The sequence below is a fragment of the Blautia luti genome (assembly GCF_033096465.1).
Taxonomy (GTDB): domain Bacteria; phylum Bacillota; class Clostridia; order Lachnospirales; family Lachnospiraceae; genus Blautia_A; species Blautia_A luti.
The window spans coordinates 1,626,909-1,651,380 of the sequence record NZ_AP028156.1 but is presented as its reverse complement, the minus strand read 5'-3'; the positions used below and the strand labels follow the sequence as shown (position 1 = coordinate 1,651,380).

The following is a 24,472-nucleotide window of genomic DNA, read 5'->3' as shown; positions in this document are numbered from 1 at the left end:
TTTTACTTTTTTATTTTATTAGTGAAATGTCTGTCCAAACAACTTACAGCAGTGTATCCAGTTTCTCTCTGATAGCCAGGATAAACTGCTCACTGTTTAACACGGTTACATCCTTCAAAGTGGTGATCAGTGCCAGATCCTTGGTCATCTTTCCCTCTTCAATGGTACTTAATGTTGCTTTCTCAAGCTTATCTGCGAATTCCATCAGTTCCCTGTTTCCGTCCAGTTCTCCACGTTTTCTGAGAGCACCTGTCCATGCGAAGATCGTCGCAACAGAGTTTGTGGATGTCTCCTCACCTTTCAGATGACGATAGTAATGTCTCTGTACCGTTCCATGAGCTGCCTCATATTCATAATAACCCTGGGGTGATACCAGCACAGAAGTCATCATAGCCAGAGAACCAAATGCAGAGGAAACCATATCACTCATAACATCTCCGTCATAATTCTTACATGCCCAGATAAATCCCCCTTCTGCTTTCATCACACGGGCCACAATATCGTCGATCAGGCTGTAGAAATACTCAATTCCTGCTGCTTCAAATTTTTCTTTGAATTCATTTTCATAGATTGTTGCAAAAATTTCTTTAAAGCGTCCGTCATAAATCTTGGAAATAGTATCTTTACCGCCAAACCAAATGCTCTGCTTCGTATCCAGTGCATAATTAAAGCAGCATCTTGCGAAACTGGAAATAGAATCATCCAGATTATGCATTCCCTGAAGAACCCCGGCACTGTCATAATGATGGATCAGTTCTTTCTTTTCTTCTCCGTTCTCGCCCTTAAATAAGAGATAGGCATCCCCTGGTCCGTCGATATACATCTCTGTATTCTTATACACATCGCCGTATGCATGACGGGCAATGGTGATAGGCTTTTTCCAGTTTTTGACACATGGTTCGATTCCTTTTACCACGATAGGAGCACGGAATACAGTACCGTCCAGGATCGCACGGATCGTACCATTCGGGCTCTTGTACATTTTCTTTAGGGTATACTCTTCCATTCTTGCCTTATTCGGTGTAATAGTGGCACATTTAACAGCTACCCCGTATTTCTTTGTAGCCTCTGCTGCATCAACAGTTACCTGGTCATCGGTCTCATTTCTGTATTCCAGGCCAAGGTCATAATACTCTGTGTTCAAATCAATATATGGAAGAAGAAGTTCCTCTTTAATGATCTTCCAGAGGATTCTGGTCATCTCATCTCCGTCCATTTCCACAAGTGGTGTCTGCATCTGAATTTTTTTCATATATGTCCTCCTCTTTGGCTATTGGCTCATTTGAATATTATTGTATCTGAAATCCTCTGGTTCGTCAATGCTTTTGCACATTAAAGTGATAATTTTTTCACAGTTTCATAAAACGCTCCAGATCCAGTTCCCCCCAGCCCTGAAGATTCTTGGGCAGTCCCATATCCCTGGCGCTTTCTTTCAGCTTCATCTTTATTTCCAGATTTGTAAGGGCTGGATTTTTTTCCAGCATCAGTGCTGCTGCACCGGAAACCAGCGGTGTAGACATAGATGTGCCGCTTTTGACCCCATAAGGAAAGTCCACTCCAGGGGCGCAGGCACGTATTTTGCTGCCCGGTGCCACCAGGTCAGGTTTACATACACATTCAAACGTAGGACCCCTTCCGGAAATAGCCGATCTGCCTGTGAGCAGATCACTGGATCCTACGGTAATGATCTTACGGCTGCTTCCCGGTGCCGTAACACTTCCCGGCCTGGGACCCTGATTTCCCGCTGCTGCTACTACCACCAGTCCCTGATCCCATAATTTTTCTACCCCGTCTATCAGGATTTTGTGGTCCATTTTCGTCCTGCAGGTTGTTCCCACCGAAATGTTAACAATCCGGATCCCGTATTTTTTTCTGTTTTTCAATATCCATTCAATAGCCTGCAGTACATCCTCTTTTCTGCCGTTTCCAAGCCCATCCAGCACTTTCAGGGCAATAAATCCGCATCCCGGTGCAATTCCCCTGATCCGTCCCCTCGATGCTGTTCCGTCTCCTCCTATAATGCCGCACACATGGGTACCGTGGGAATTGTCATCATAAGGCTGTTTCTGCCCTCTCACGAAATCCCGGAATACCCAGATCCGCCCTGCAAAGTCTATATGAGGAAACAGGCCTGTATCCATAACACAGACACCGATCCCCTTCCCTGTATATTCTGCATCAGACAAATTTCCCATAAAACCTCCGGATAAAAAGCAGCAAGTTCTTACTCTAATTTATTCGGGTTCTTCATCTTTTGTTATCTCCCGGTATTTTTTCACATAAACTGTATAAAGTGTTTCTGATCTGTACATACTGGAACTATCGTTTCAACAGGGAGGTAAACCTATATGATCGCATTGATGATCCTTATCTTCTTTTTACTGCAGGGTTTCATCCTGCTCTGCTGTGCAGCCGCCGGCAACGACGCCGCCTCACAGGAGATCTCCGACCAGGAACAGCTGGAATTCATACAGGCGTGGAAAGAGAAGAATGCAAAGAAAAAAGGTGGGCATTCTGTGTGAATGCATCGCCTTTTTCATTTACTCTTATTCAGCTGTTTTTACTTCATCAGAAATAATTGAGAAGTAGCAGTGATCTTCTAACGCAACTTTGATAATTTTGTTTTCTTTATCAATACTGATCGGATCAATAATTGTCCATTTTTCCTTCATTGACCTGCTTAAATGCATCGGCAACCTCAGGAGCTTTTGTCTCTAAAGAAAAAAGACGCTGCCCTAACGGGCAACGTCTGCGTCAGATAACTGGAATCCTTCTCTGACTTTCTTCATTAATACTTTTGCTTTATCCACAGTTGTCTGGTCCGGAACCATGACATAAGCTTTCGCACTCATGGAATATGGCTTCTGAGTATCTCCTGTTCCATTTACACTGTAGGATAATACCTGCCAGCTGCCACCTTCATCCAGCTGCTTACGAACCAGAGAAGCGATCAGATCATATGGAATATTGGTTTCGAAGCATCCGTCCAGGCTGTCCATAACTGACAGATAATTTTTCAGGAAAGACGGCTGTGTTACTTTATCTACAACTCCCTGAATTACTGCCATCTGGTTACGTCCTCTCTGACGGTCCCCTTCTTTAAACGCATAACGTTCACGGCTGAACACCAGTGCCTGTTCTCCGTTTACGTGATTCTCGCCTTTGTTAAAATGATATCCTGTTTCATTTTGTGAATCAAAATCGTAATCAGAATTTAGGGTAATACCGCCCAGAGCATCAATAATCTTGATAAATCCGCCGAAATTCAGACGGAAATAATAATTAATATTGATGTCATACAGCATATCCAGAGTATCCATGCTGACATTAACTCCATAAATACCTGCATGAGTTAATTTATCCGGCACACCATTGGAAATAGATAACGGTACAAAATAATCTCTTGGTGTGGATATCATCAGGATCTGCTTGGTTCTGGCATTGATCGTAAGAATAATGTTAACGTCACTGCGGCTTGAAGAAGTCATTGCCCCTCTTGTATCAATTCCGCTTACGTAAACAGTATAAACCTCATCGGTTACTCCATCTTCATTTGCAGTTTTCTGGTCTGATGACTGTGCACTGCTGTCTGATGTTTCTGTGCTGTTCTGAGCAGACGCATCTTTTCTCTGTACCAGAGATTCTACCTGGAGCGATGCGATCTGACGTATCTGAGAAGAAAATGAACTGTAATTGTCCATCTCATCCAGCACATCCAGATATGCCCTGTTCAACACAATTGCTCCGCAGGTGCCATTATTCAGACTGTCTGCCAGTGAGGTCAGACCATCGTACTCATTGATCTGTATATCATTTCCGATTTGGTTGTAAATCTGATCCAGCGCACTGTCTGTATTATCCCTGTCCAGTTCTCCCATAATACCAAATGTATAGGAAGACGCATCTGACAGACTCTGTGCTGCATCATCCTGTTTTACATATACATTTACTTCAGTTGTTTCTTTATTCACACCGGTAATATTCCCCAGTGCTGAAACAGTCTTATAAATATAAAAGCTGCCTATTCCAAGAACCGACGCAACTATTATAGCAAGTACAACACCAATAGCAAACCGCACGTTCTTTCTTATTTTTCTTACCAGCACATATATGAGCAACAGCATGATCAGCAGCACTACTGCAATAATGCCAATATACTTTACTGAAATAAGTTTCGTATAAAAAAGCAGCACCATAAATGCAAGTTCAAGAACAAACATGATCACAGAAATAATAATTCCTGGCAGTCTGTCCTGTTTCTTTGATTTTACTCTCATCTTTTACCCTTTCAGGATCTTATCCATGAATCTTTATTCAACTACTACTGTAAGTTCTGCATTATTAGATGCATTTCCATCTGTATCAACTACGCAGAACGTACATGTGTATGTACCTGCTGCTGCCGTATTCACCTCACCATTAATCTGTACCCTGCGCCACAGTTCATAAGTATCATCTTTGTCATCTTTAATTTCTTTTACATAAGAAAGCAGATTCAGAGAAGTACCTACCGGTACTTTCACATAATAATCTGTAAGATATACCTTTGGATTCTGTGCAGGCATGGCATCTGCTGCACTTTCCTGCTGCTTAGCAGCTGCTGCCGCCTCATCAGATGCAGCTGGTGTCAGTTCAGGTGTCGGTGTCAGATTCTCTTCTTCTGTCTGAGTCTGAGCATCTGAAGGCGCTTCTCCTGTCTCCACATCTTCGACCGGCACAGATGTTGGCTCTGCCTGAGCAGTTCCATCTTCATTGTCAGAAGTTTTCTGTGAATTGGTATTCTTTTTCATTTCATCAGGATTCACCTGCATATCACGTTTAAACTTCGCAATATTGTTAGCGCTGTCCTTAGCTACATATGTTACAACAACATTGGAATCATCAACTTCATAAACAGATTCTACAGTAAGAGATGAGGTAACATCACCATCTTTATCATCTGTTGCCATCATACCTTTCAGAAGATCCGTATCGCTCATGGACGGATCATATTCATTTTCTGCCTGATCAGTACACTTGATCTCCGGTGCCTGACTGTCTGACTCCTGTCTGATATACACCAGACCTCCTCCCAGTCCAATACAGGCTACAAGCATAATTACAATCCATTTCTTTGCCATAACAGCTGCTCCTTACTGAGTTTTTTCATTCTCTTTTCCGTATTTACCGTATTTACCGTAATATTTACCGTATTTACCATAATAATGTCCATAATGTCCCTGTTTACTCATGTCTACTTTATTCAGGATCACTCCCAGGATCGGGCAGTTGCATTTCGACAGCTGTTCCTTTACTTCCTGTGCAAACCGGTAGCTGATTGCTCCTGACTCCATAACCATAATAGAACCATCACATTCATCGGCAATAACGGCACTGTCAATTACACTTCCCAGCGGCGGAGTATCTACGATCACATAGTCGTATACTTTCTTAACAGCTGTCAGGACGCGTTTAAAGTATTCCCCTCCAAGAAGTTCGGCAGGGTTCGGCGGTATCTTTCCGGCATAAATAATATGAAATCTCGGAATATTCGTGGAATAAATAACATTTTCAATGGTTTCCTGATGAGACAGCAGATGTGACAATCCCTTTACCTCACCATCTACTTCTGTTCTTCCCACGAGCACGGATTTACGAAGGTCCGCATCGATCATCAGTACCTTTTTCCCGGAATCAGCCAGAGACAGGGCAAGATTCAGAGAAACTGTACTCTTTCCCTCATTAGGGGTACAACTCGTGACTGCAATTACCTTTTTCTCTTCTCCGCAGAAAAGGAGATTCGTACGCAAAGATTTATAAGATTCATTGGCACTGTAATCCAGTTCCGGACGATATATATTGACTTCTTTCATGATTTACCTTCTTCCTTTACTCCTTTTTTGCTTCTTATGTTTCTTCTTGTTCTTATTTTTGCGATCTGCTTCAGACATAGGGATCGTTCCCAGTGTACTTAATCCAAGATATCGTTCTACATCTTCCTGAGTCTTGATCGTATCATTAGACAGATAAGTGATCAGAATGATCGCTATTGCAATGGCAACTCCGGCAATGCCTCCTACCATACCATTCTTTTTAACACTTGGGCTGATCTTGTTTTCCGGAATATTGGCAGTTTCTACCACATTTACAGCATCAATATCCATTACATTCTTAATATGGTTTGCTGCCACATCACGGATCGCATTGGCAATCTCACATGCCACATATGGATCTGCATCACGTACGGAAATTGAAAGGATTCGGGTATCTGTTGCAGAATCTACTGTCATTTTGCTTAAAAGCTGCTCATGTGTCATATCAAGATTCAGCTGGGTGATAACTCCTTCTGTAACTGTACGGCTTTTGATCAGTTCTGCATAGTCTTTCGTCAGTGACAAACTGGTCTGCATATCCTGGCTGGTCAGAGTATTACTGTCCTGTTTGCTCAGCACATACATTTTGGTTGTTGACTGATACTGTGGGGTGATGAATAAAATCGTTGCTGCAACAACCGCAAGAGCAGCCACTGCACCGGCAAGAATGATCACCCAGATCTTGTCCAGCAGAACGTGGAATAACTCCAGTACATCGATTTCAATTTCGTCATTGTTTTGCAAATTCTGTTGTTCCATTTTGCTCTATCTTTCCTTCCTTTTTTTCGCATCCGCCAGAATCTTCCGGGGATTTTCTATAAATAAATGGTCAGCATATGCTTCATCCATTTTTTTTGATACGTAATTGTAAGCTTCACCGATTCTGGATACACGGCTTGTCAGATTGTGACAGTCTGACCCTACAAAATGCACCAGGTCATATTTCATTAGCTTTTTACAGTATCTTTTGGTTCCGAATCCTTCTTTACCTATGATACTGTCTGCGTTGATCTGCATATAAGCACCCATATCTACCAGTTCTTCTACGAAGTCAATATCAGAGCGGGTTGCCTCATATCTCTCAATATGTGCAGCTATTGGTTTATAACCGCTGGCCAGCAGACTGTACAGACGTTCCTTTATGTAAGACGCCTCTGAGCTTCCTCCAAATTCTGCCAGAACGTATCTGGAACCTGCCATCGAAGTAATCTCTCCTTCCCGCAGCATCCGAACCATCTCCATATTGGCATGAAATTCACATCCAAGATAAATATTAAAATCATCACCGATTTCTGCTGCCGCCTGCTGTACAAGTTTAAACTGTTCTCTGACCTTACTCAAAGGTGTCTCGAACATTCGAAACCGGAAATGAGGAGTTGCAATGATATTCCGAACTCCCTGATCATATTCCATACGCAACAGCTTCTTTGTTTCTTCATAATTAGCTGAACCATCATCCACTCCTGGTACTATGTGACAATGTATGTCATAAATACCTTCTCTGGACATATTCTATCACTCCTCCTTTGTTATGCTTTATACATAGCTGAATTTCTCGTTCAGACAGCTATGTTAACATACCATCTTTAAGATTAAAACATTTTTATATACAATTGTCAAGATATTCCCCTTCAATTTATGGCAATTTTCCCGATAATTCTACAAGATTACTTACTTGCCAAACACGCTCTAAAGCTTTTTTATCCTGGTATTCAGTTATAAACAAAAACAGGCAGGTTTTCCATACCTGCCTGTTTTTTCACTGTTATTCAACTGTAACACTTTTCGCCAGATTTCGCGGTTTATCTACATCCAGGCCCTTGGCTACACTGACATAGTATCCCAGCAGCTGCAGCGGGACCACTGCCAGCGAAGTGGTGAAATGAGGATCTGTCTTCGGAATATAGACTGTGAAATCAGCTGTATCTTCTATATTATAGTGTCCAAATGTGGTCAGTCCCATAAGATATGCCCCACGGCTCTTGCATTCTACCAGATTAGAGACGGTTTTCTCATACAGATGATCCTGGGTCAGCACACCGATCACCAGAGTTCCATCCTCAATCAGGGAAATGGTTCCATGTTTCAGTTCTCCGGCAGCATATGCTTCTGTATGCACATAGCTGACTTCCTTCATCTTCAGGCTGCCTTCCATACTGATGGCATAGTCAATTCCCCTTCCTATGAAGAACGCATCTCTGGCATTGGCCTGTTTCGCTGCAAACCACTGAATCCTTTCTTTATCATCCTCTATGATCTTTCTGATCTTGTCCGGAAGGATCTGCAGTTCTCTGATCAGCTCCTCATATTTTTCTTCGGAGATTGTTCCTTTTACTTTGGCAAACTGTATTGCCAGCACATAGGTAGCTACCAGCTGGGTACTGTATGCCTTCGTGGTAGCTACGGAGATTTCCGGACCTGCCAGAGTATAGAATACATTGTCTGCCTCTCTTGCAATAGAGGAACCTACCACATTAACAATTCCCAGTGTGCGAAGTCCCTTTTCCTTAGACTCTCTTAATGCAGCCAGACTGTCCGCGGTCTCGCCGGACTGACTTACAATGATCACCAGTCCTTTAGGATCCAGGATCGGATTTCTGTAACGGAATTCTGATGCCAGCTCTACACGCACCGGAATTCTTGCCAGATCTTCAAATACATACTGTGCTGCCATGCCTACATGATACGCAGAACCACAGGCAACAATATAAATCTGGCTGATATCCCTGATGTCTTCATCTGTAAGCCCAACATCTGACAGGTCAATCGCACCTTCTCTGATCACGGAATTCAGCGTATCCTTTACAGCTTTCGGCTGTTCATGGATCTCTTTGATCATAAAATGCTCAAATCCTGCTTTCTCAGCAGCCTCTGCATCCCATTCGATCGTCTTGGCTTCTTTCTGGATTTCATCTCCATCCAGGTTATAGAAAGTGATCTCTCCCTTTCTCACACGGGCCATTTCCAGGTTTCCGATATAATAAACATTTCTGGTATATTTCAGGATTGCCGGAACATCCGATGCAATATAGGATTCTCCATCCTCTACTCCCAGGATCATCGGGCTGTCTTTACGTGCCACATAGATTTCTCCCGGATAATCCTTAAACATGATCGCCAGTGCATAGGAACCGCGAATACGTACTATGGCATGGTTGATGGCATCTACCGGAGTGCCCAGATACTTCTTATAATAATAGTCCACCAGTTTCACTGCCACCTCTGTATCTGTAGATGAATAAAATGTATATCCCTTACGGATCAGCTTCTCCTTCAGTTCCTGGTAGTTTTCAATAATGCCGTTATGAACAGCAACCACATTCCCATCATCACTCATATGAGGATGTGCATTCAGTTCGGACGGTTCTCCATGAGTCGCCCATCTGGTATGACCGATTCCACAGGTTCCAGGAACAGATTCTCCATCATTGGTCTTATCTGCAAGAACTTTCAGTCTGCCCTTCGCCTTAATAATATCTGTTTCTCCGTCACCGTCACGGACTGCCAGTCCCGCTGAATCATACCCTCTGTATTCCAGTTTCGAAAGTCCATATAAAAGAACAGGCGCTGCCTGATGATTACCGGTATATCCAACAATTCCACACATTGTCAAATCCTCCCTTATTTTTTATCGTGTCCCATTGTACCATGGTATGCATTTTATAGCAAGGAAATCACCTGATCCAGTATTCTCTGTTTATTTGAAAATACTTTCAATTCTGTTATATTTCTCTTTCATACAAAATCTGGTGTGGAATTCAACTGCCGGATCTTTCTGAAAAATATCTATTACAGTAAGACAGCGCAGTACCCGGAAATCCCTATAATTTCCCGAATACTGCGCTGTCATTTCTCTTCTTATCATTTTATTTCCAGTTCATATTTCTTCTTATCATGCACTGTGATATCCTGTCCCAGCTGCACTTCGATCATCTGAAGTTCTGTATCTGCGATCACTGTATGCCGGCATCCTGCCTTCATGCAGATCACATCTCCGGCCTTCACAGACTGTTCCCGTTCATCCACAACTGTCCTCCCATGCCCGGAGATCACATTCCAGATCTCATCTCTGTGCTCATGACTGTGATAGTTCATGCTGTGGCCGGGATTCAGGGTTACCTTTATGGTCAAGCTGTCATCTCCCACATCCAGCACCCGGAAGCTTCCCCAGGATTTCTCTGCAAACATGACTTTATTATCCAGCGTATTTACAAACGGTTTGATATAGCTGGACTGCTGTTTGTCAGAAACTAAAATCCCCTCCGGACTGGCAGAAACTACGATATTCTTCAGCCCCATACAGAGAACCGGAACATTCAGTTCATTGATCACATGAAGATTTTCGCAGGTTTCATTATATAATGCTTCTCCCACGATCTGACTGTCCATGGCTTCTGTCAAAGTATTCCAGGTTCCCAGATCCTTCCACATACCACTGAAACGCATCACTTCTATATAAGGTTCATGTTCTACCACTGCATAATCGAAGCTGATCTTCTTCAGGGAATCATATTTCCTGTACAGATCCTCATAATCTGTAAAATCAATCAGTTCATGGGCACGCTTCAATACATAATCCAGTTTAAAAGCAAACACTCCTCCATTCCAGAGTGCACCCTGTGAAATATATTTTTCTGCTGTTCTCTGATCCGGCTTCTCTTTAAACACAGAAACTTTGCTCACCTGGTCCGCTTCCTCAGGGATAATGTAACCATATTTCTCACTGGGATAGGTAGGTTCGATTCCCATAAGCACCAGATTGGCCTCGCTTTGCGCTGCATAATTTCCCAGTTCTTCCAGCGCCCTGAAATAATCCACCTCCACATAAGGATCCACCGGACATACCACAATAGCTTCCTTACGGCTTACTCCTCTTATATCATGCAGATAAGACGCCGCCAGGGCAATAGCCGGAAATGTATCACGCCTGCAGGGTTCCACGCTGATCCCGATATTCTCTCCCAGCTGATTGTGCAGCGCAGACACCTGAGATCTGGAAGTTGCCACTGTAATCTCAGCGCCCGGATCTACTGTACGGATCTGCCGGTAAACTCTCTGTACCATGGACTCCAGCATTCCATCCTGCCTGTGAAAGATCTTGATAAACTGTTTCGAACGGATCTCATTGGAAAGTGGCCACAGACGCTGGCCTGAACCTCCGGACAATAATACAATGTTCATAGGCGCCTACCGTTCCGCACGCATTGGATTGTTCAGGAAATCTTCATAGGACAGGCGGATTCCCTCTTCCAGTTCCGTCTTATATTTCCATCCAAGCTGCTCTGCCTTGGAAACATCCAGAAGCTTTCTCGGCGTACCATTGGGTTTGGAAGGATCCCATTTGATCTCTCCCTCATATCCGATCACCTTCGCAACCAGCTCTGTCAGCTCTTTGATCGTCAGTTCCTTACCTGTACCTGCATTGACTGTTTCATTTCCGGAATAATGATTCATCAGAAATACGCAAAGATTTGCCAGATCATCTACATACAGAAATTCACGAAGAGGTGAGCCATCTCCCCAGCAGGTAACCTCAGACAGACCATTTACCTTCGCTTCATGGAAACGTCTGATCAGTGCCGGCAATACATGACTGTGTGTAGGATGATAATTATCATTCGGGCCATACAGATTAGTTGGCATCACAGAAATATAATCTGTACCATACTGTCTGTTCAGAAACTCACAGTACTTCAATCCTGAAATTTTTGCCAATGCATAGGCTTCATTTGTCTTTTCCAGCTCAGAAGTCAAAAGACAGCTCTCTTTCATGGGCTGGGGTGCCATGCGTGGATAAATGCAGGAAGACCCCAGGAATTCCAGCTTTTTGCAGCCGTTTTTCCATGCAGAATGGATCACATTCATTTCAAGGATCATATTGTCATACATAAAATCAGCCAGTGCATTCTGGTTGGCCACAATGCCGCCCACCTTCGCAGCTGCCAGGAAAACATATTCCGGCTTCTCTTCTTCAAAAAATGCTTCCACAGCATCCTGCCGGCAGAGGTCCAGTTCTTTATGGGTACATGTTACAATGTTTGTATATCCCTGTCTTTCCAGTTCCCTTACGATTGCAGAACCTACCATTCCACGGTGTCCTGCCACATAAATTTTCGCGTTCTTTTCCATCATGATCAATGCACTCCTTTCACAGCTTTTTCTCTTTTCGCCAGTTCCCGGTCATGCTTTGCCATGATCTCTACCAGTTCCTCATATGTAGTTTTCTGTGGATTCCATCCCAGCACTGTTTTCGCCTTGGTCGGGTCACCCCAGAGATTGTCCACATCTGTCGGACGAAACCATGCAGGATTTACGCACACCAGCATTTTGCCAGTCTGTGCATCATATCCCTTTTCCTCCAGGCCTGTTCCTTCCCAGCGAAGTGTGATGCCGTTGGCTGCGAAAGCCTTCTCTGTGAAATCCCGTACTGTATGCTGCTCACCTGTGGCAATTACAAAATCTTCCGGAGTTTCATGCTGAAGGATCATCCACATACACTCTACATAGTCTTTCGCATAACCCCAGTCACGAAGAGAATCCATATTTCCAAGCTCCAGGTGATCCTGAAGTCCCTCTGCGATCCTTCCTGCAGCACGTGTGATCTTACGGGTAACGAAATTCTCTCCTCTTCGTTCAGACTCATGGTTAAATAAAATACCATTTACAGCAAACATCCCATACGCTTCCCTGTATTCCTTCACCATCCAGAAACCATACTGCTTGGCAATAGCATAAGGACTGTAAGGATGAAACGGGGTAGTTTCCCGCTGTGGAACTTCTTCTACTTTTCCATATAACTCAGAAGTAGATGCCTGATAGATCCTGGTCTTCTTCGTCAGTCCCAGAATACGGCAGGCTTCCAGAATACGAAGGACACCCAGTGCATCCACGTCCCCGGAGTACTCCGGTACATCAAAGGAAACCTGTACATGTGACTGAGCTGCCAGATTATAGATCTCATCCGGCTGTACCAGACCGATAATACGGATCAGGGAAGAAGAATCCGACAGATCTCCATCATGAAGAGTAATACGATCCAGCAGATGATCGATCCTTGATGTATTCGGTGCTGAAGAACGGCGCACAATCCCGTGTACCTCATATCCTTTATCCAGAAGAAGCTCTGCCAGATAAGAACCATCCTGTCCAGTGATACCTGTGATAAGAGCAGTTTTCGACATATAAATAAACCTCATCTTTCTTTATAAAATTTCTTTTGTTGATTTTTCTGGGTTTATTTTAAAGAAACTGCTCCTCCCTTTGAATTCAGAATCTTGCAGTCTGCTTACACATTATTGCTCTCCTGCCGCCATCTCTCCCTGTACTCCGAAGGACTGATCCCTTCCATCTGTTTGAAAATACGGCTGAAATAATGAGGTGCCCCCAGCCCGCAGGTGTAGCCGATGGCTTCGATCTTTTCCCCGGAAAAGCGCAGCATAAACTTTGCCCTTGTCACTCTTCTGTTCATCAGGTAACTGTTAATACTGGTGCCAAACTGCTCCTTAAACACCCGGGTCAAATAATATTTACTGATAAAAAAATGTTCTGCCAGGAAATCAAGGGAAATTTTTTCCTGATAATGCACATCCAGATATTCCTTGATAGGCAGAACATTCTGTTTCTTCAGATTCGTACCCTTTACCTTTTTCGGGTTCCAGGATTCACTCATCAACAGTACCAGAAGCTGGTCAAGTTCACTGTTGATCTTCATATCCCTGATATGATCGTCGGATTTCGCCAGGGCAAAAATCCTCTGATGCAGGGCAAGATATTCAGAAATGTAAACGGGATGAAAGACAACTCTTCCACCCCGTTCCAGATATTTATCATATATTGCTGTCATATTGGGTCCATAAAAATGGATCCAGGCCAGACTCCACAGCTGCCTGCCGGTGCTTTGGATGTATTCCTTCCTACAGTCAATAAAAATGCAGTCGCCCTTTTTCAAAACATAGGTTTTTCCCTCATAAGTCAGTTCCCCGCAGCCTTCTGTCACAGTGAAAAACAGAAAAGAAGTAAGATTTTTTCTTCCCGCTGTATGGGGCCTATGCACTTTCAGAGTCCCGATCTCCTGCAGATATCCCAGGGAAGTACGAGCGAACCCAGAAGGAGTATACAGCACACGTTCAGAGGTAACTACTGCCGGAGCACTGCCGGCAAATAATTCTTCTGTATGATTCTGCATTTCTATATGATCTCACACTCCCAGACGTCTACCGGATTATCCTGAAATACTTCTTTTAATCTGCTGTGCACCTGATTTCTGGACATACCTTTCTTCAGTATCACCTGCAGAAATCCTCCGCCGCCTGCGCCGCAGACCATTTTCGCATCGATCAGATCCTCTATGGACAAAAAGATCTGGTCGATCAGCGTATTAGTGCTTCCTGCATCTACCTTCTGGCTCAGTTCCCAGTGATAATTCAGAAGCCGGGCGAATTCATCAATATTTCCTCTCTCCAGCTCAAAACGCATCAGGGCAGCCACCTTCTGGATCTCATTTAACGCAAACAAGCTGTCCGGCTCATTTCCCACATACCGTCCAACTACATCACGGAGCAGGTTTCGCGCCAGACGCCGCTGTCCTGTGTAGATCAGGCAGAAACGTTCATTAAGTTCCTGTCTGGTCTCCGGCTTAAGCTCAATATGCTGCACCTTGATCTGCTGATTCAGTCCCGGTGTGCTGGTGATATATTTGATCCCGTTTGTCACACCGCCTACCTGATCCTGCCATCCGCCGCCGGTAGACATGATCTGCTCCATCACCAGCACATGGGCATAAAGATCTGCCTCAGAATAAGAGATTCCCATAAACTCAAATACTGCTTTTACGCAGGCTGCGGAAAGGATTGACGATGTACCAAGTCCGCTTCCCTTCGGCACATTGGTCACCTCTGAATGCATCTCGAAGCCGCCTCCCAGACGTTCCAGAATCTCTGACAGATCTCCTCCCTGCGCCGGAAGGATCCCGCATGCCAGAAGACACGCTTTCTGCAGGGCAAAAGAATCATAAGGATCGCCGGTTCTCTGTAACGGTTCAATGGTATCAAATTCTCCATGTACATCCATATCCCTGCTGTCGAAAACGATTTTCTTCTCAGGGATCTTTACCAGTGTCACCTCTACCGGAAGTTCCCCGTTCAGGCTGATGGCCGCATTCAGCACTGTACCACCTGTCTCGCAGCAGATAGGCGGCGTATCACTCCAGCCTCCGCCCCAGTTTACTCGCAGAGGAAGTTTCACGGTATGTTCTTCACAGACGATCCTGCAATTCTCATTATACTGGAGATTTTTCATGGCTGATGCCAGGATCTGTTCAGAGATCGTACGGAAGCTGTCTTCGATATATTTATCTCCCTCTCTGCTTCCCAGGGCACTTCCCACATAATAATTCAGCCGGACTGCCTCAGAGAAATCAGCTCTGTTCAAACGTTTCTCCATCCATTCTCTCTGTATCTTAGTCAAAGGCTCCAGGTCTGTAACCTCCCGGACAGGTTTTCCCTGACGGATATCTTTAGCTATCTCATCCATCTGCACCAGTTCCTGCATTCTTTTATTCCACGCAATGATGGCAGATGCATCTGCATCATGAAAACCGGAACAAAGAGACTTTCTGTTTTCCTTTCTCCAGCTCGCCAGATCACCGCCATTATGGAAAATCTCATACAGATTCAGGGACGCCTTCACTGCTGCCTGAATTCCGTCACATTCCGGATACAGTTCTGCCTGCCATAAGGTATGCTCTCTCTTTCCCCAGAGCTCATCCTCGCTGATTCCAAGTTCCCCGGCTCTTTTTTCCAGATCCATGCCAAACAGCACAGATTCCTTGGGATTGTCCTGTACTCCGTAAATCCTGCATACGAACTTGCCGTTCTTCTGCTTCAGTCCATGGAGCACTACATGATCCGGGATCACTTCATCATGAATGTCCAGATACGAAAGAATTACTCCATTTCCCACAACAGCCCTGCTATGTACAAAGGAATCTTCCAGATAGCAGCCCTCTCCCACCACGGCTCTGTCCGAGAGTACACTGTTATATCCTGCTGTCTGTCCTGTAATACTGCTGTTGACCTTCCTGCTCCATTCCAGTTCTTTATAATCCTCCACACCGCCGTTCATCAGCTTCAGGATCTCCCTGGTGGTTCCGAAATGAATAAATTTCGCAGGTGCCAGACGAAGTAACTTCATACGGTATGGGCGCAGAGCTTCCCAGACAGCCTTTCTCGCTTCGGTCAGTTCCGGGCAGAATTCTCCTTCCGGTTTCTCCTGGAAAAACGTCTCCAGGGTAGAATCCTCTGCCAGAGGATAAAGAAAATCCCCATATAAAGACAAACGCACCCTGTCATTTACATACCTGAAATATTTCTCTTCTGTAGAAATCAGCAAATACAGCGCCTTCAGAACTTCTGCGGAAAAAATTACCGCACCTGTATCAATATCCACACAGTCATTGACATTCACTGCTCCGGCCTGTCGGAGAGTTTCTACCGTCTGCTTATGAAGAAACTTCTTTACATTTCCATCTTCACTGTTTAAAAATACGCCGTGGTTCTTACCGGTTTCCACGTTTTCTTTAAAAGAAATCGCTGCTGCCCCTCTGCCGGAAAAATCAATCTGCAGCGGATTAAACAGCAGCAGCACATCCCCTGAAAGTAAAAGCATACCTTCACGGATCCTGGAGGGAACGGAAGACATAGCGATAAGAAACTCATCAAACAGAGTAGACGATCTGCCATTTGGCAGTTTGTGCGGTACAGGACTGAACAGCTTGCCCAGCGCAGAATAGGCAGGCACACGCTTGCTGTCCCCTCCGGAATGGATCACCAGGATCCTCAGTCCATCAAAAACTTCATCCTCTGCCTGTGATCCCTCCTGCACTCTCCTGCGTTCTGTCTCTCTTTTCTGAATGTATCTCAGCACGGACAAGGTAGCTCCGCCTGATCCTACCCGGACATTTCCCTCATCCGGTATCACTGCGAAATGTGTTCCGGACGGCAGAAAATCCTTTCTTGATTCAATCTGACTTCTGTACCCTGCTGCCTGATTCTCATCAGAAGCAGTCAGAATAATATAATCCCACTGCGGAAATGTCTCCGATGTCAGTGAACGATTATAATCATCCCAGGTATCTTTATAAGACTGGGACAAAAAAAGTGATGTTAAATTATTCATAAATGCTCCTTCCTTTTATGGACATTGTTCTTATAAACAGGCACGCCTGGTATGATTGGCATTTATCGCAATTTTCTGCAACAAAAAAACACCGGGCTGAATCTTCCATTCAGCTCGATGCTTTTCTTATCTGATGTTCTCTACTTATCTGTCATTTTCCCGAAAAAGCGTACAAAAGCCCATTTCGCCATGTTTCAGGCGAAATGACCCTCTCCTGTATGTCCGCTTCTCTCCCCAAACGCGACAAAGCGACGATTTAAGGCTTCCACTTTTGTAGTGTATGTGCTGTTTATTATCTTTTTTATTATAGCAGAATTATTGGATATGGCAAGGTGGGATTTGGGGGATTTACTTCATTAATCTACATTACTTCGCTTAATCGCATCCAGAATTTCACTTGTATCATTTCCAAATTTATTCGGCATAAATCTATAATAATTATAATAACGAATATCTGCCCAATTACGGATATAATTCTGGATGTCTCCGGATATCGCATCAAAATCCCTCCAGAAATCTTCAATATCCTTTTTTTCCTTCTGTCTGTCTAAATCCAGTTCTGCCGCCCAGAATTCGAATCTGTAATCTTCCAGAATTGTTTGCATTTTGTGGTTAAACACATCATTTATTTCCAGAATATATCTCTGTTCCAATATTTTCTCTACGGACTTCTTTGTCTCTTTTACAGAGTATGCTAATTGATCTACAAAAAAGTCCATAAGCTGCTTCTGCCTTTGTTCATCACATTCATAAAATCGCTTTCTGGTCAGTTCATACCACTCTCTCCATGTATGCTTTTCTTTATGGTAATCAATATCCTTGTAAGCTACCACACATAGTCTCGCCCAACAAGACACATAATCTCCTATATGATACATAAGATCAGAATATATAGATTGATATACAATCCCCGCCTTTTTATTCTTTTCCCTCACATTCGCAATTTCAATCCATAAAGCAACCGCAGCTGATGCGAAACATCCCAATGCAAGATTACTGATCACACTCATGATCTTATCATCCATGCATCCTTCATACAAACAGCTGAATAATATCCCTGCTCCCGATACAACTAAAATACTTATATATAATTTCCAGTTTACTGTATATGGATTTTTTATTTCCTGTTTTATAAAATTTTTCAGATTCAGCATTTTCTATATTTTCTCCCAGATATAGTCTTTGTTATATATTGTACTACTGTTTGATTATAATTGCATGTTTATTTTATCGTCAAAAATTAATGTTTATTCATTATGTTTTTATTATATTATATATTATTAAAAATAATGCTCATGCAGAATTACATGAGCACTATTATTTGACTGAAGTAGCCAGATTTTTCTTCAAACGCATATACGCTTCAACACTTCAACGCCTCTTCAGTAATATTTTATCTTATCTTTTCTGCAAATACAATCACAATATGTCAGCAGATTCTCAATCTTACATAACTTTTTGACGCTATTCACTCAAATCCTTATACGCCGAGCTTATAAAAATCTGGTATCTCTTTTGCATAATTTGGAAATCATCTCCCGTAAAATTATAAATTTTCAAACCAATTATTACAAATCTTCGCTTCCCCTAAAAATCGCCAACGGCAAATATTCTCCACTCCGCGGTTTCTCAATTTGCGGATTCTGATCTGACTTCAGTCTCTTTACATACGGTTTAGACATTTCGTGTGCCTTTGGCGCAGGTAAATACCAGGATTTGGGCTCCCCCTTACATCTCTCAATAAACTCAGAACATACTTTTAATAAAGATGATGTATAATATCCACCTTTTCTACTATCATCCCCTGAAGTCTCATCCCAGTCACAGGCATACATAACTATATTCATAACATCCAGTCTTCTGATAAGCTTCTCATAAATCGTTCTCGTATCCCTGCGCATTGAAAATGACTTCTCAATATGTTCCAGATATGCTTCGTTTATTTCAGAGGTTGGTTTCAGCCTTTCTCTACAGCAGTCTACGATTATAATTCGCTTTTGATCCGGCTGTCTTAACTCATCCACACGCATATTATTAGATAAGTTATTGGATGGCCTTAGTTCGATATATGTATCCTCACCTTCTGAATATCCATGTCCTGTAAAAATTATAATTGAAAAATCCAGATTTTCCATCTCACGCAATTTCATCTTCACCATTGGTTTAAACGGTTGTTCCATACATTCTATCTCATTCGGATACCAGCTCCCACCATCAGGAGACATAAAAAACTTTTTATAGTTTTCTACATCCTTATGTACACCTGCACAATAATTACCCTCTTCCTTTGCTCCTGGATTAGAGATTATCAGTATTTTCTTTCTCATCTGTTGTTCCTTCCTTTCCTTCTATTTTTCCAATTAAAGACGGTGCCAGTCGTTCACTGAATCCAGCCACAATTCCCAAAAGCAGCATAAATTCCTTTTCATGTTTTTCAGCTACAAATCCCGTCATAAATATCCCTGTTTTAAAAGCATATATAACAATAAATGATGAAATCATTCCCACTATATATTTAGAAATAACTTCACATATAAGCAGTGTCTTTCCAGCTGTACATGACGCATTTATATAAGCATTATGTTGCAATACCGAAAACAAAACCCCTATCGCTCCATACCACAAAAAATTCAGGCAATTTATCTGACTGTCATTATTCAGTATTCCACGACCCAAACTATATAAAAGTAAAATGACAATAAATGTCACACAGCAGATTTCCGCATTCCATTTTCGTGTAATTTCATATTCCCGTTCCTCTATATATTTTTCTGCTTCTTTAATGCATTTCTCAAACTCTTCCTCACGCCTCTCAATTGCTAAAATAAGTGCAGTTCCCAAAAGGCAGTTATACTGTCGTTTCTTCTTTTTATCAAGCTGAATCACACATGGTCTATTCTGCATGGAATTCACAATCGCCATCAACTTCCAGAACTTCTCTCCATCAAGGATTTTTTCTCCCTCATCAGTAATCGACCAGTCCAGATCATCTTCTATATCCAGATAAACAATATACATTCCTTCCCTGGATTGAATCAAATAAGATATGTTCTCTGCATACACATCTTCAAAATTTTTTACTGTTTCTTGCAGTTCTCTCTGCAATGATTCTCTCTTTACATTTTTCCCTCTGCCAGATATGAAATCCGTAACAACACTCCACTTATTCTTTCTGTCCGTGCGAACTATATCAACCTCATACTGTTTCCCTTCATGTTCAACGCCATACTTTGACATATTATCTTCATCCTTAGTTTTACTATTTATATTTCACTTCTTTTTCTATTGTACTACTATGTATCTGAAAATTCATTCATTATGTATCGACATATTTCTACTCTTTTCGCGTTTTTTGTCCACAAGTGCCTCTGTATTGGATGCCATGCGGATGCAAAACATCATTCATAAATCCAATGACACAAATTTATGAAAACGATGCTTCGTAAGCGCAAAAGAGATCTATACTTTCCCATCTTATATATTCCAATTCTTTTTTACAGCACTACCGATACCTCTCTGGCTTCCCTTGATCGTGGTGGCAAAACTGCCGACCACAGAATAAAAATACCCCGTCAGATTTCTCCAACGGGGTTCACTGTTAAATTATAGTCCTGGGAAAAGGATTCTCATGTAATCTCTGCCGCCGTAAATCACACGGTCAACATAAACTACATTGTTTGATCTTAAGCGGTAAAAGGCAAGATAATTCTTGAACACAACATAGCGGTACCCACTATCAAGTCCGTTTTCAAATACCAGCTTTGCACCAGACTCAGGAAAAGATGCAATTCCATCTACCTTATCCATGATGCCATCTACGGTATTCTGAGCAGCACTTGGATTACAGAGTTCAAACTCGATATAATCCCATATCTCATCAAGGTCCTTTAATGCTCTCGGAGAATAGCCGATTTTACTTTGCATTCGCACGGGCTCTGAAATGGTTTCTTACATCTTCTGAAGAAATCCAGCCTTCTTCCTCTCCTGATCTTCTGCCCTCAGCCAGCTCACACATCAGGCGAAGCTGTGCCTGCATCCGATCATACTTTTCCGCCTTTTCTCTCTGCTCTTCCTGCTCATCAATGTTCATGACTGTATAACAGCCACGCCCATTTTTAGTCAGATATAAAGGCTTTCCAACCTGAACGGTTTCGAGAACAGTCGCATAATTTCTCAAATCAGAAATCGGTTTGATGTTCGGCATAATAAAGCCCCCTTTCTTGGTTTCTGTCTTTATTATACCGCTTAGCTGTGCCAAATTCAACATCTTATTTGGTGCTAAATTTTACAATTTTCCATCAGAAGACGTCCATATCATATTTGGTAACGTAGGTACTCAGCCTTCCGTTTCCTTTTTGCTCAAGTTTTCCTGCTTCGCAAAGTTCTTTAAGCAGTCGGAATGCCTTCGTTGTTCCTGCGCCAATCAAATCCTCTACTTCTTTTCTTGTGATGCTGCCATTTTCCTGTGCATATTGAACAATAAGTTGCTTCTGCTCATTCAGCGAAATATCCTCATCCGCATTATCCGACACTTGCACTTCATTGTTTTGTTCCTCATTCCTATTCGGAAGTGTCACACGGAAAACTCCTTTTGCCGTTTCAAACTCCGGTTGAAATGGACAAGTTTTATACGCACGTTCGATTTTTCCGATTCCTGTGCCGTAGCTCTCAATCAATCTCATGCGGTAGAAAACAGCCGCAAGATTTGGATTTCTCGATTGTGAAACGCCAAGAAAAATGGATTTCAGCTCCAAACCAGATACAAGACCTCCAAGAGAAACAAATTCAATTCTGTCCTCATAGACATTGACCAGATTGCTTCCACTAAAAAAGTAATCGCGATGAACGATGCTGTTCAACAAAGCCTCTCTTACAGCTTCCTCCGGATAATCTCTCCAATCAGTTCGATCCAGCCCCGAAAATGTTGCTTTCGTTTTGTTGACTAAATCAATAAACTGATATACATCTTCAAGCTGCTTCAAAATAGATCCTGTGAACTCCTTTCTATCTCGGAATAGTTCTTTGTCCGTTCCTTGAAAGAGAGCAACTTTCGTTGTTGTCTCACACTGATCCGATAGCAACAGCGCAAGATTTGTATACAGGCCATCTTCACCGATCAGTTTGAGAGTTCGCATTTGCGATGGCCCGATTTCAATCGACCTTCTCTGCATCTCTGTTTGGAGAGTATAGAACGTCAATTCCTGCTTCATACTTCTACACAGTTCAAAAGACCTGCCGCTGTTTTGGAGAATCATCTCCCGGATTCCTTCCTCAGTCATTGGCTGTGTAGAACTTCCTTTTCTTACATACACACCGCCAGGTTTCAAACCTTTTTCACGGAGATAGTACGGTCGATTCGTTCCGGTTGTCACATCAATTTCGATAACTTGCTTCTCTTCTATTTCAACTGTGTTGACTCTAACAAACGGCATTATGTCTGGTGCCAGGGAGTCTTTCAAAGAATTTACGATTTGGAGCATTACCCCATCAGGATCGCCGATACCTAAAACTGATCCATCTTTTCTGACACCAACATAAACCGTGCCGCCCTCTGCATTTGCAAATCCCATCACCTCTTTTCGGATGTCAGGGACATACTCTTGCTTAAATTCGATATTCTGGTTCTCGAATGCTAACATCTTCTGCTCCTTTCTTTCTCGTTTCTTTCTTCTTTCTTTCTCATTGTAAGAGAGAAAGAAAGAAAAGTCAAGAGGTGCAAAAACAAATATTTTGTCGATTAGAAAACGATCATGTCACGTTCGTCATAGACGCTTCTCTGCTGCCCTTCATTTCGGATGCAACGGTCCAGTGCCATGATCGCAGCGACGATACCATCGATCTTCTCCGGCGACTTTGCCTTTGTTCCAGACCTCGTATTCATCGACCAGCTCCGCTTCCTCGATGACCTGCCAGACGCTGCAGAAGCGGCTTCTCTGCTACTCGATCTCCGCTGCCGTCCAATCCCTCCGGATTGCGGCTCATGTCGTGGTAGGCATCCATCTCCGCTTTCGTCCGGAAGAAAAGGTATAGTTTTTCTCATTGCTAAGAGTTGCCACTCCACTCATGCCAATTCCTCCTTCAAAAGCTTTGAAACCATTTTATAGGTTCCGTTTATCGTTTCCACTTGATTCTGCATCTTGCATGGGACGTTCGACTGCTCCGATAAATTGCTGATTTCTTTCATCAAAAGGGTAAATCTCTTCACTGTTACATTCTTGATGTCAATGTCTCCAGCTTCCACCTTTTGAATCCATCGCACATCCAATCCGGAAGCCTTAGCCAAAGCCTGCTGCGTGATACCGTACTCTTGTCTCCACTCTTTGATATCAACCATAGTATTGTCCTCCGCTTTCAGTATACGTCAATATTGGCATGCAGCCAAGCTTTGAACATTGCTTTTTCAGTAGGTGTAGGTCGGGTTGATGTCTTCGGTCAGCGTCTTTTTATCGTGGCAGCTTTTGCAGAGCGACTGCCAGTTGTTCTGGTCCCAGAAAAGTTTCTGGTCACCACGGTGCGGAATGATGTGATCCACCACTGTTGCCCGGACATACTTGCCTTGCTTGGCACACTGCACACAGAGCGGATGTGCTTCGAGATACGACTTCCGTGCTTTCTGCCAACGTCTGTTATATCCACGCTTTGCTGCCGGCCGGGTAGTTTCTGGCTGGAGAGGCAGGTGCTTCTCACAGTAGAGCCGGCCGGGTTCCACCATATCCGGGCAGCCGGGATGATGGCACGGCGTCTTTGGTCTGTACGGCATAATATCAACTCCTAAAAATTATTTTTTGAACCCGTTGCATTTTCGGCAATTATTGAGTATACTATAAGTGAGCCAATGGCTTGTCGGTCATCACGGCTAGAATATGATGAACGTGTATGTTTAGCTTCCGCAAGCGACGGGGTGCTGCAAAGCGTAGAATATCGCTTACGTGTAGGAAGGGCTTGCCGAAAGGCAGGCTCTTCTTTTTTAGGAAGGAAAACCAGTCATGAAACTCGTTACAATAAATAATGCGCTGTTGCTCAAATACACCGGCGATTCAGAGGTACTACAGAAATCAACCAGACCTTATGTGTTAGTTGTCCGTTTAAAATACAAGGAGGCCTGCTATGACTTTGCTGTTCCCATTCGTTCAAACATTCCCGCATCGGCACCCAAAGATCAGTACTTTGCTCTGCCTCCTCGTCCGCAGACAAGACCAAAAAATCGTCACGGACTACATTACATAAAAATGTTTCCCGTTACAAAGCAGTATCTTGTTCGTTACCGCACGGAGGGGAACAGCTTCGCAACACTGATTCACGACATTATCGAGAAAAACAGCAAACAAATCGTTGATGAATGCCAACATTACCTCAATTTGTACAGTCAAGGTGTTAAACCTCTATACTCAACAGACTTAGACTATCTCATCGAACAAATCAACAAGTGATTTTTTGCCGCCTTC

Annotated in this window: 25 protein-coding genes; 2 read left to right on the top strand and 23 right to left on the bottom strand. The window is 43.0% G+C overall.

Annotation, left to right across the window (positions count from 1 at the left end):
- Positions 1–43 precede the first annotated feature (43 nt).
- Positions 44–1,252, bottom strand: a complete 1,209-nt coding sequence (locus R8695_RS07790) for an NADP-dependent isocitrate dehydrogenase (protein WP_118508919.1) — start codon at positions 1,250–1,252, stop codon at positions 44–46.
- A gap of 97 nt (positions 1,253–1,349) precedes the next feature.
- Positions 1,350–2,195, bottom strand: coding sequence for a S8 family peptidase (locus R8695_RS07785; RefSeq protein ID WP_118508920.1), 846 nt, complete (start codon positions 2,193–2,195; stop codon positions 1,350–1,352).
- A 153-nt stretch (positions 2,196–2,348) separates the two neighbouring features.
- Between R8695_RS07785 and R8695_RS07780 the strand changes: the two genes are divergently transcribed.
- Complete coding sequence (locus R8695_RS07780) at positions 2,349–2,522, top strand: hypothetical protein (RefSeq protein WP_167515449.1); 174 nt, start codon at positions 2,349–2,351, stop codon at positions 2,520–2,522.
- Positions 2,523–2,546: 24 nt separating this feature from the next.
- On the opposite strand, the gene R8695_RS07775 is transcribed toward R8695_RS07780, so the two are convergent.
- The 21 genes from R8695_RS07775 to R8695_RS07675 all read right to left on the bottom strand — a co-directional run bounded on the left by R8695_RS07775 (position 2,547) and on the right by R8695_RS07675 (position 23,787).
- On the bottom strand, positions 2,547–2,672 hold the full coding sequence (locus R8695_RS07775; RefSeq protein WP_279238195.1) for a hypothetical protein: 126 nt from the start codon (positions 2,670–2,672) through the stop codon (positions 2,547–2,549).
- A gap of 63 nt (positions 2,673–2,735) precedes the next feature.
- Positions 2,736–4,277: an LCP family protein gene (locus R8695_RS07770; protein ID WP_154779861.1), complete on the bottom strand. Its 1,542-nt coding sequence runs from the start codon at positions 4,275–4,277 to the stop codon at positions 2,736–2,738.
- A gap of 33 nt (positions 4,278–4,310) precedes the next feature.
- Positions 4,311–5,120 (bottom strand): immunoglobulin-like domain-containing protein, encoded by an 810-nt coding sequence (locus R8695_RS07765; RefSeq protein ID WP_154779862.1) that lies wholly within the window; start codon positions 5,118–5,120, stop codon positions 4,311–4,313.
- A gap of 12 nt (positions 5,121–5,132) precedes the next feature.
- Positions 5,133–5,852, bottom strand: a complete 720-nt coding sequence (locus tag R8695_RS07760; RefSeq protein ID WP_154779863.1) for a polysaccharide biosynthesis tyrosine autokinase — start codon at positions 5,850–5,852, stop codon at positions 5,133–5,135.
- A 3-nt stretch (positions 5,853–5,855) separates the two neighbouring features.
- Complete coding sequence (locus R8695_RS07755) at positions 5,856–6,611, bottom strand: YveK family protein (protein WP_154779864.1); 756 nt, start codon at positions 6,609–6,611, stop codon at positions 5,856–5,858.
- Positions 6,612–6,617: 6 nt separating this feature from the next.
- Positions 6,618–7,361, bottom strand: a complete 744-nt coding sequence (locus tag R8695_RS07750; RefSeq protein ID WP_118508926.1) for a CpsB/CapC family capsule biosynthesis tyrosine phosphatase — start codon at positions 7,359–7,361, stop codon at positions 6,618–6,620.
- Between the two features lie 256 nt (positions 7,362–7,617).
- A complete protein-coding gene (gene glmS / locus R8695_RS07745) occupies positions 7,618–9,459 on the bottom strand; it encodes a glutamine--fructose-6-phosphate transaminase (isomerizing) (RefSeq protein WP_154779865.1) in 1,842 nt (613 codons plus the stop codon).
- Positions 9,460–9,713: 254 nt separating this feature from the next.
- On the bottom strand, positions 9,714–11,033 hold the full coding sequence (locus R8695_RS07740; protein WP_154779866.1) for a sugar phosphate nucleotidyltransferase: 1,320 nt from the start codon (positions 11,031–11,033) through the stop codon (positions 9,714–9,716).
- Between the two features lie 6 nt (positions 11,034–11,039).
- On the bottom strand, positions 11,040–11,981 hold the full coding sequence (locus tag R8695_RS07735; RefSeq protein WP_334296260.1) for a GDP-L-fucose synthase family protein: 942 nt from the start codon (positions 11,979–11,981) through the stop codon (positions 11,040–11,042).
- 5 nt (positions 11,982–11,986) lie between these two features.
- A complete protein-coding gene (gene gmd, locus R8695_RS07730) occupies positions 11,987–13,033 on the bottom strand; it encodes a GDP-mannose 4,6-dehydratase (RefSeq protein ID WP_118508930.1) in 1,047 nt (348 codons plus the stop codon).
- Between the two features lie 104 nt (positions 13,034–13,137).
- Positions 13,138–14,037: an AraC family transcriptional regulator gene (locus R8695_RS07725; RefSeq protein WP_154779868.1), complete on the bottom strand. Its 900-nt coding sequence runs from the start codon at positions 14,035–14,037 to the stop codon at positions 13,138–13,140.
- 2 nt (positions 14,038–14,039) lie between these two features.
- A complete protein-coding gene (locus R8695_RS07720; protein ID WP_154779869.1) occupies positions 14,040–17,027 on the bottom strand; it encodes a fucose pyrophosphorylase domain-containing protein in 2,988 nt (995 codons plus the stop codon).
- Between the two features lie 356 nt (positions 17,028–17,383).
- The gene (locus R8695_RS07715; RefSeq protein WP_154779870.1) at positions 17,384–18,181 is read right to left on the bottom strand and encodes a hypothetical protein; all 798 of its coding nucleotides are present in this window, start codon (positions 18,179–18,181) and stop codon (positions 17,384–17,386) included.
- Between the two features lie 414 nt (positions 18,182–18,595).
- Positions 18,596–19,354: a caspase family protein gene (locus R8695_RS07710; protein ID WP_154779871.1), complete on the bottom strand. Its 759-nt coding sequence runs from the start codon at positions 19,352–19,354 to the stop codon at positions 18,596–18,598.
- Positions 19,326–20,264, bottom strand: coding sequence for a hypothetical protein (locus R8695_RS07705; RefSeq protein WP_154779872.1), 939 nt, complete (start codon positions 20,262–20,264; stop codon positions 19,326–19,328). Before R8695_RS07705 ends, R8695_RS07710 begins: the two co-directional genes overlap by 29 nt.
- Positions 20,265–20,630: 366 nt before the next feature.
- Entirely contained in the window at positions 20,631–20,951 is a 321-nt protein-coding gene (locus tag R8695_RS07700) for a type II toxin-antitoxin system RelE/ParE family toxin (RefSeq protein ID WP_154779873.1), read from the bottom strand.
- A complete protein-coding gene (locus tag R8695_RS07695; protein WP_021905957.1) occupies positions 20,941–21,231 on the bottom strand; it encodes a type II toxin-antitoxin system Phd/YefM family antitoxin in 291 nt (96 codons plus the stop codon). The genes R8695_RS07700 and R8695_RS07695 overlap by 11 nt, the downstream gene beginning before the upstream one ends.
- A gap of 94 nt (positions 21,232–21,325) precedes the next feature.
- A complete protein-coding gene (locus R8695_RS07690; protein ID WP_154779874.1) occupies positions 21,326–22,666 on the bottom strand; it encodes an RNA-binding domain-containing protein in 1,341 nt (446 codons plus the stop codon).
- A 98-nt stretch (positions 22,667–22,764) separates the two neighbouring features.
- On the bottom strand, positions 22,765–22,908 hold the full coding sequence (locus tag R8695_RS07685) for a hypothetical protein (RefSeq protein WP_167515450.1): 144 nt from the start codon (positions 22,906–22,908) through the stop codon (positions 22,765–22,767).
- A 180-nt stretch (positions 22,909–23,088) separates the two neighbouring features.
- Positions 23,089–23,361, bottom strand: a complete 273-nt coding sequence (locus R8695_RS07680; protein WP_154779875.1) for a helix-turn-helix domain-containing protein — start codon at positions 23,359–23,361, stop codon at positions 23,089–23,091.
- Positions 23,362–23,427: 66 nt separating this feature from the next.
- Entirely contained in the window at positions 23,428–23,787 is a 360-nt protein-coding gene (locus R8695_RS07675; RefSeq protein ID WP_154779876.1) for an HNH endonuclease, read from the bottom strand.
- A 226-nt stretch (positions 23,788–24,013) separates the two neighbouring features.
- Between R8695_RS07675 and R8695_RS07670 the strand changes: the two genes are divergently transcribed.
- Positions 24,014–24,457, top strand: coding sequence for a hypothetical protein (locus tag R8695_RS07670; protein ID WP_154779877.1), 444 nt, complete (start codon positions 24,014–24,016; stop codon positions 24,455–24,457).
- Positions 24,458–24,472: the final 15 nt, after the last annotated feature.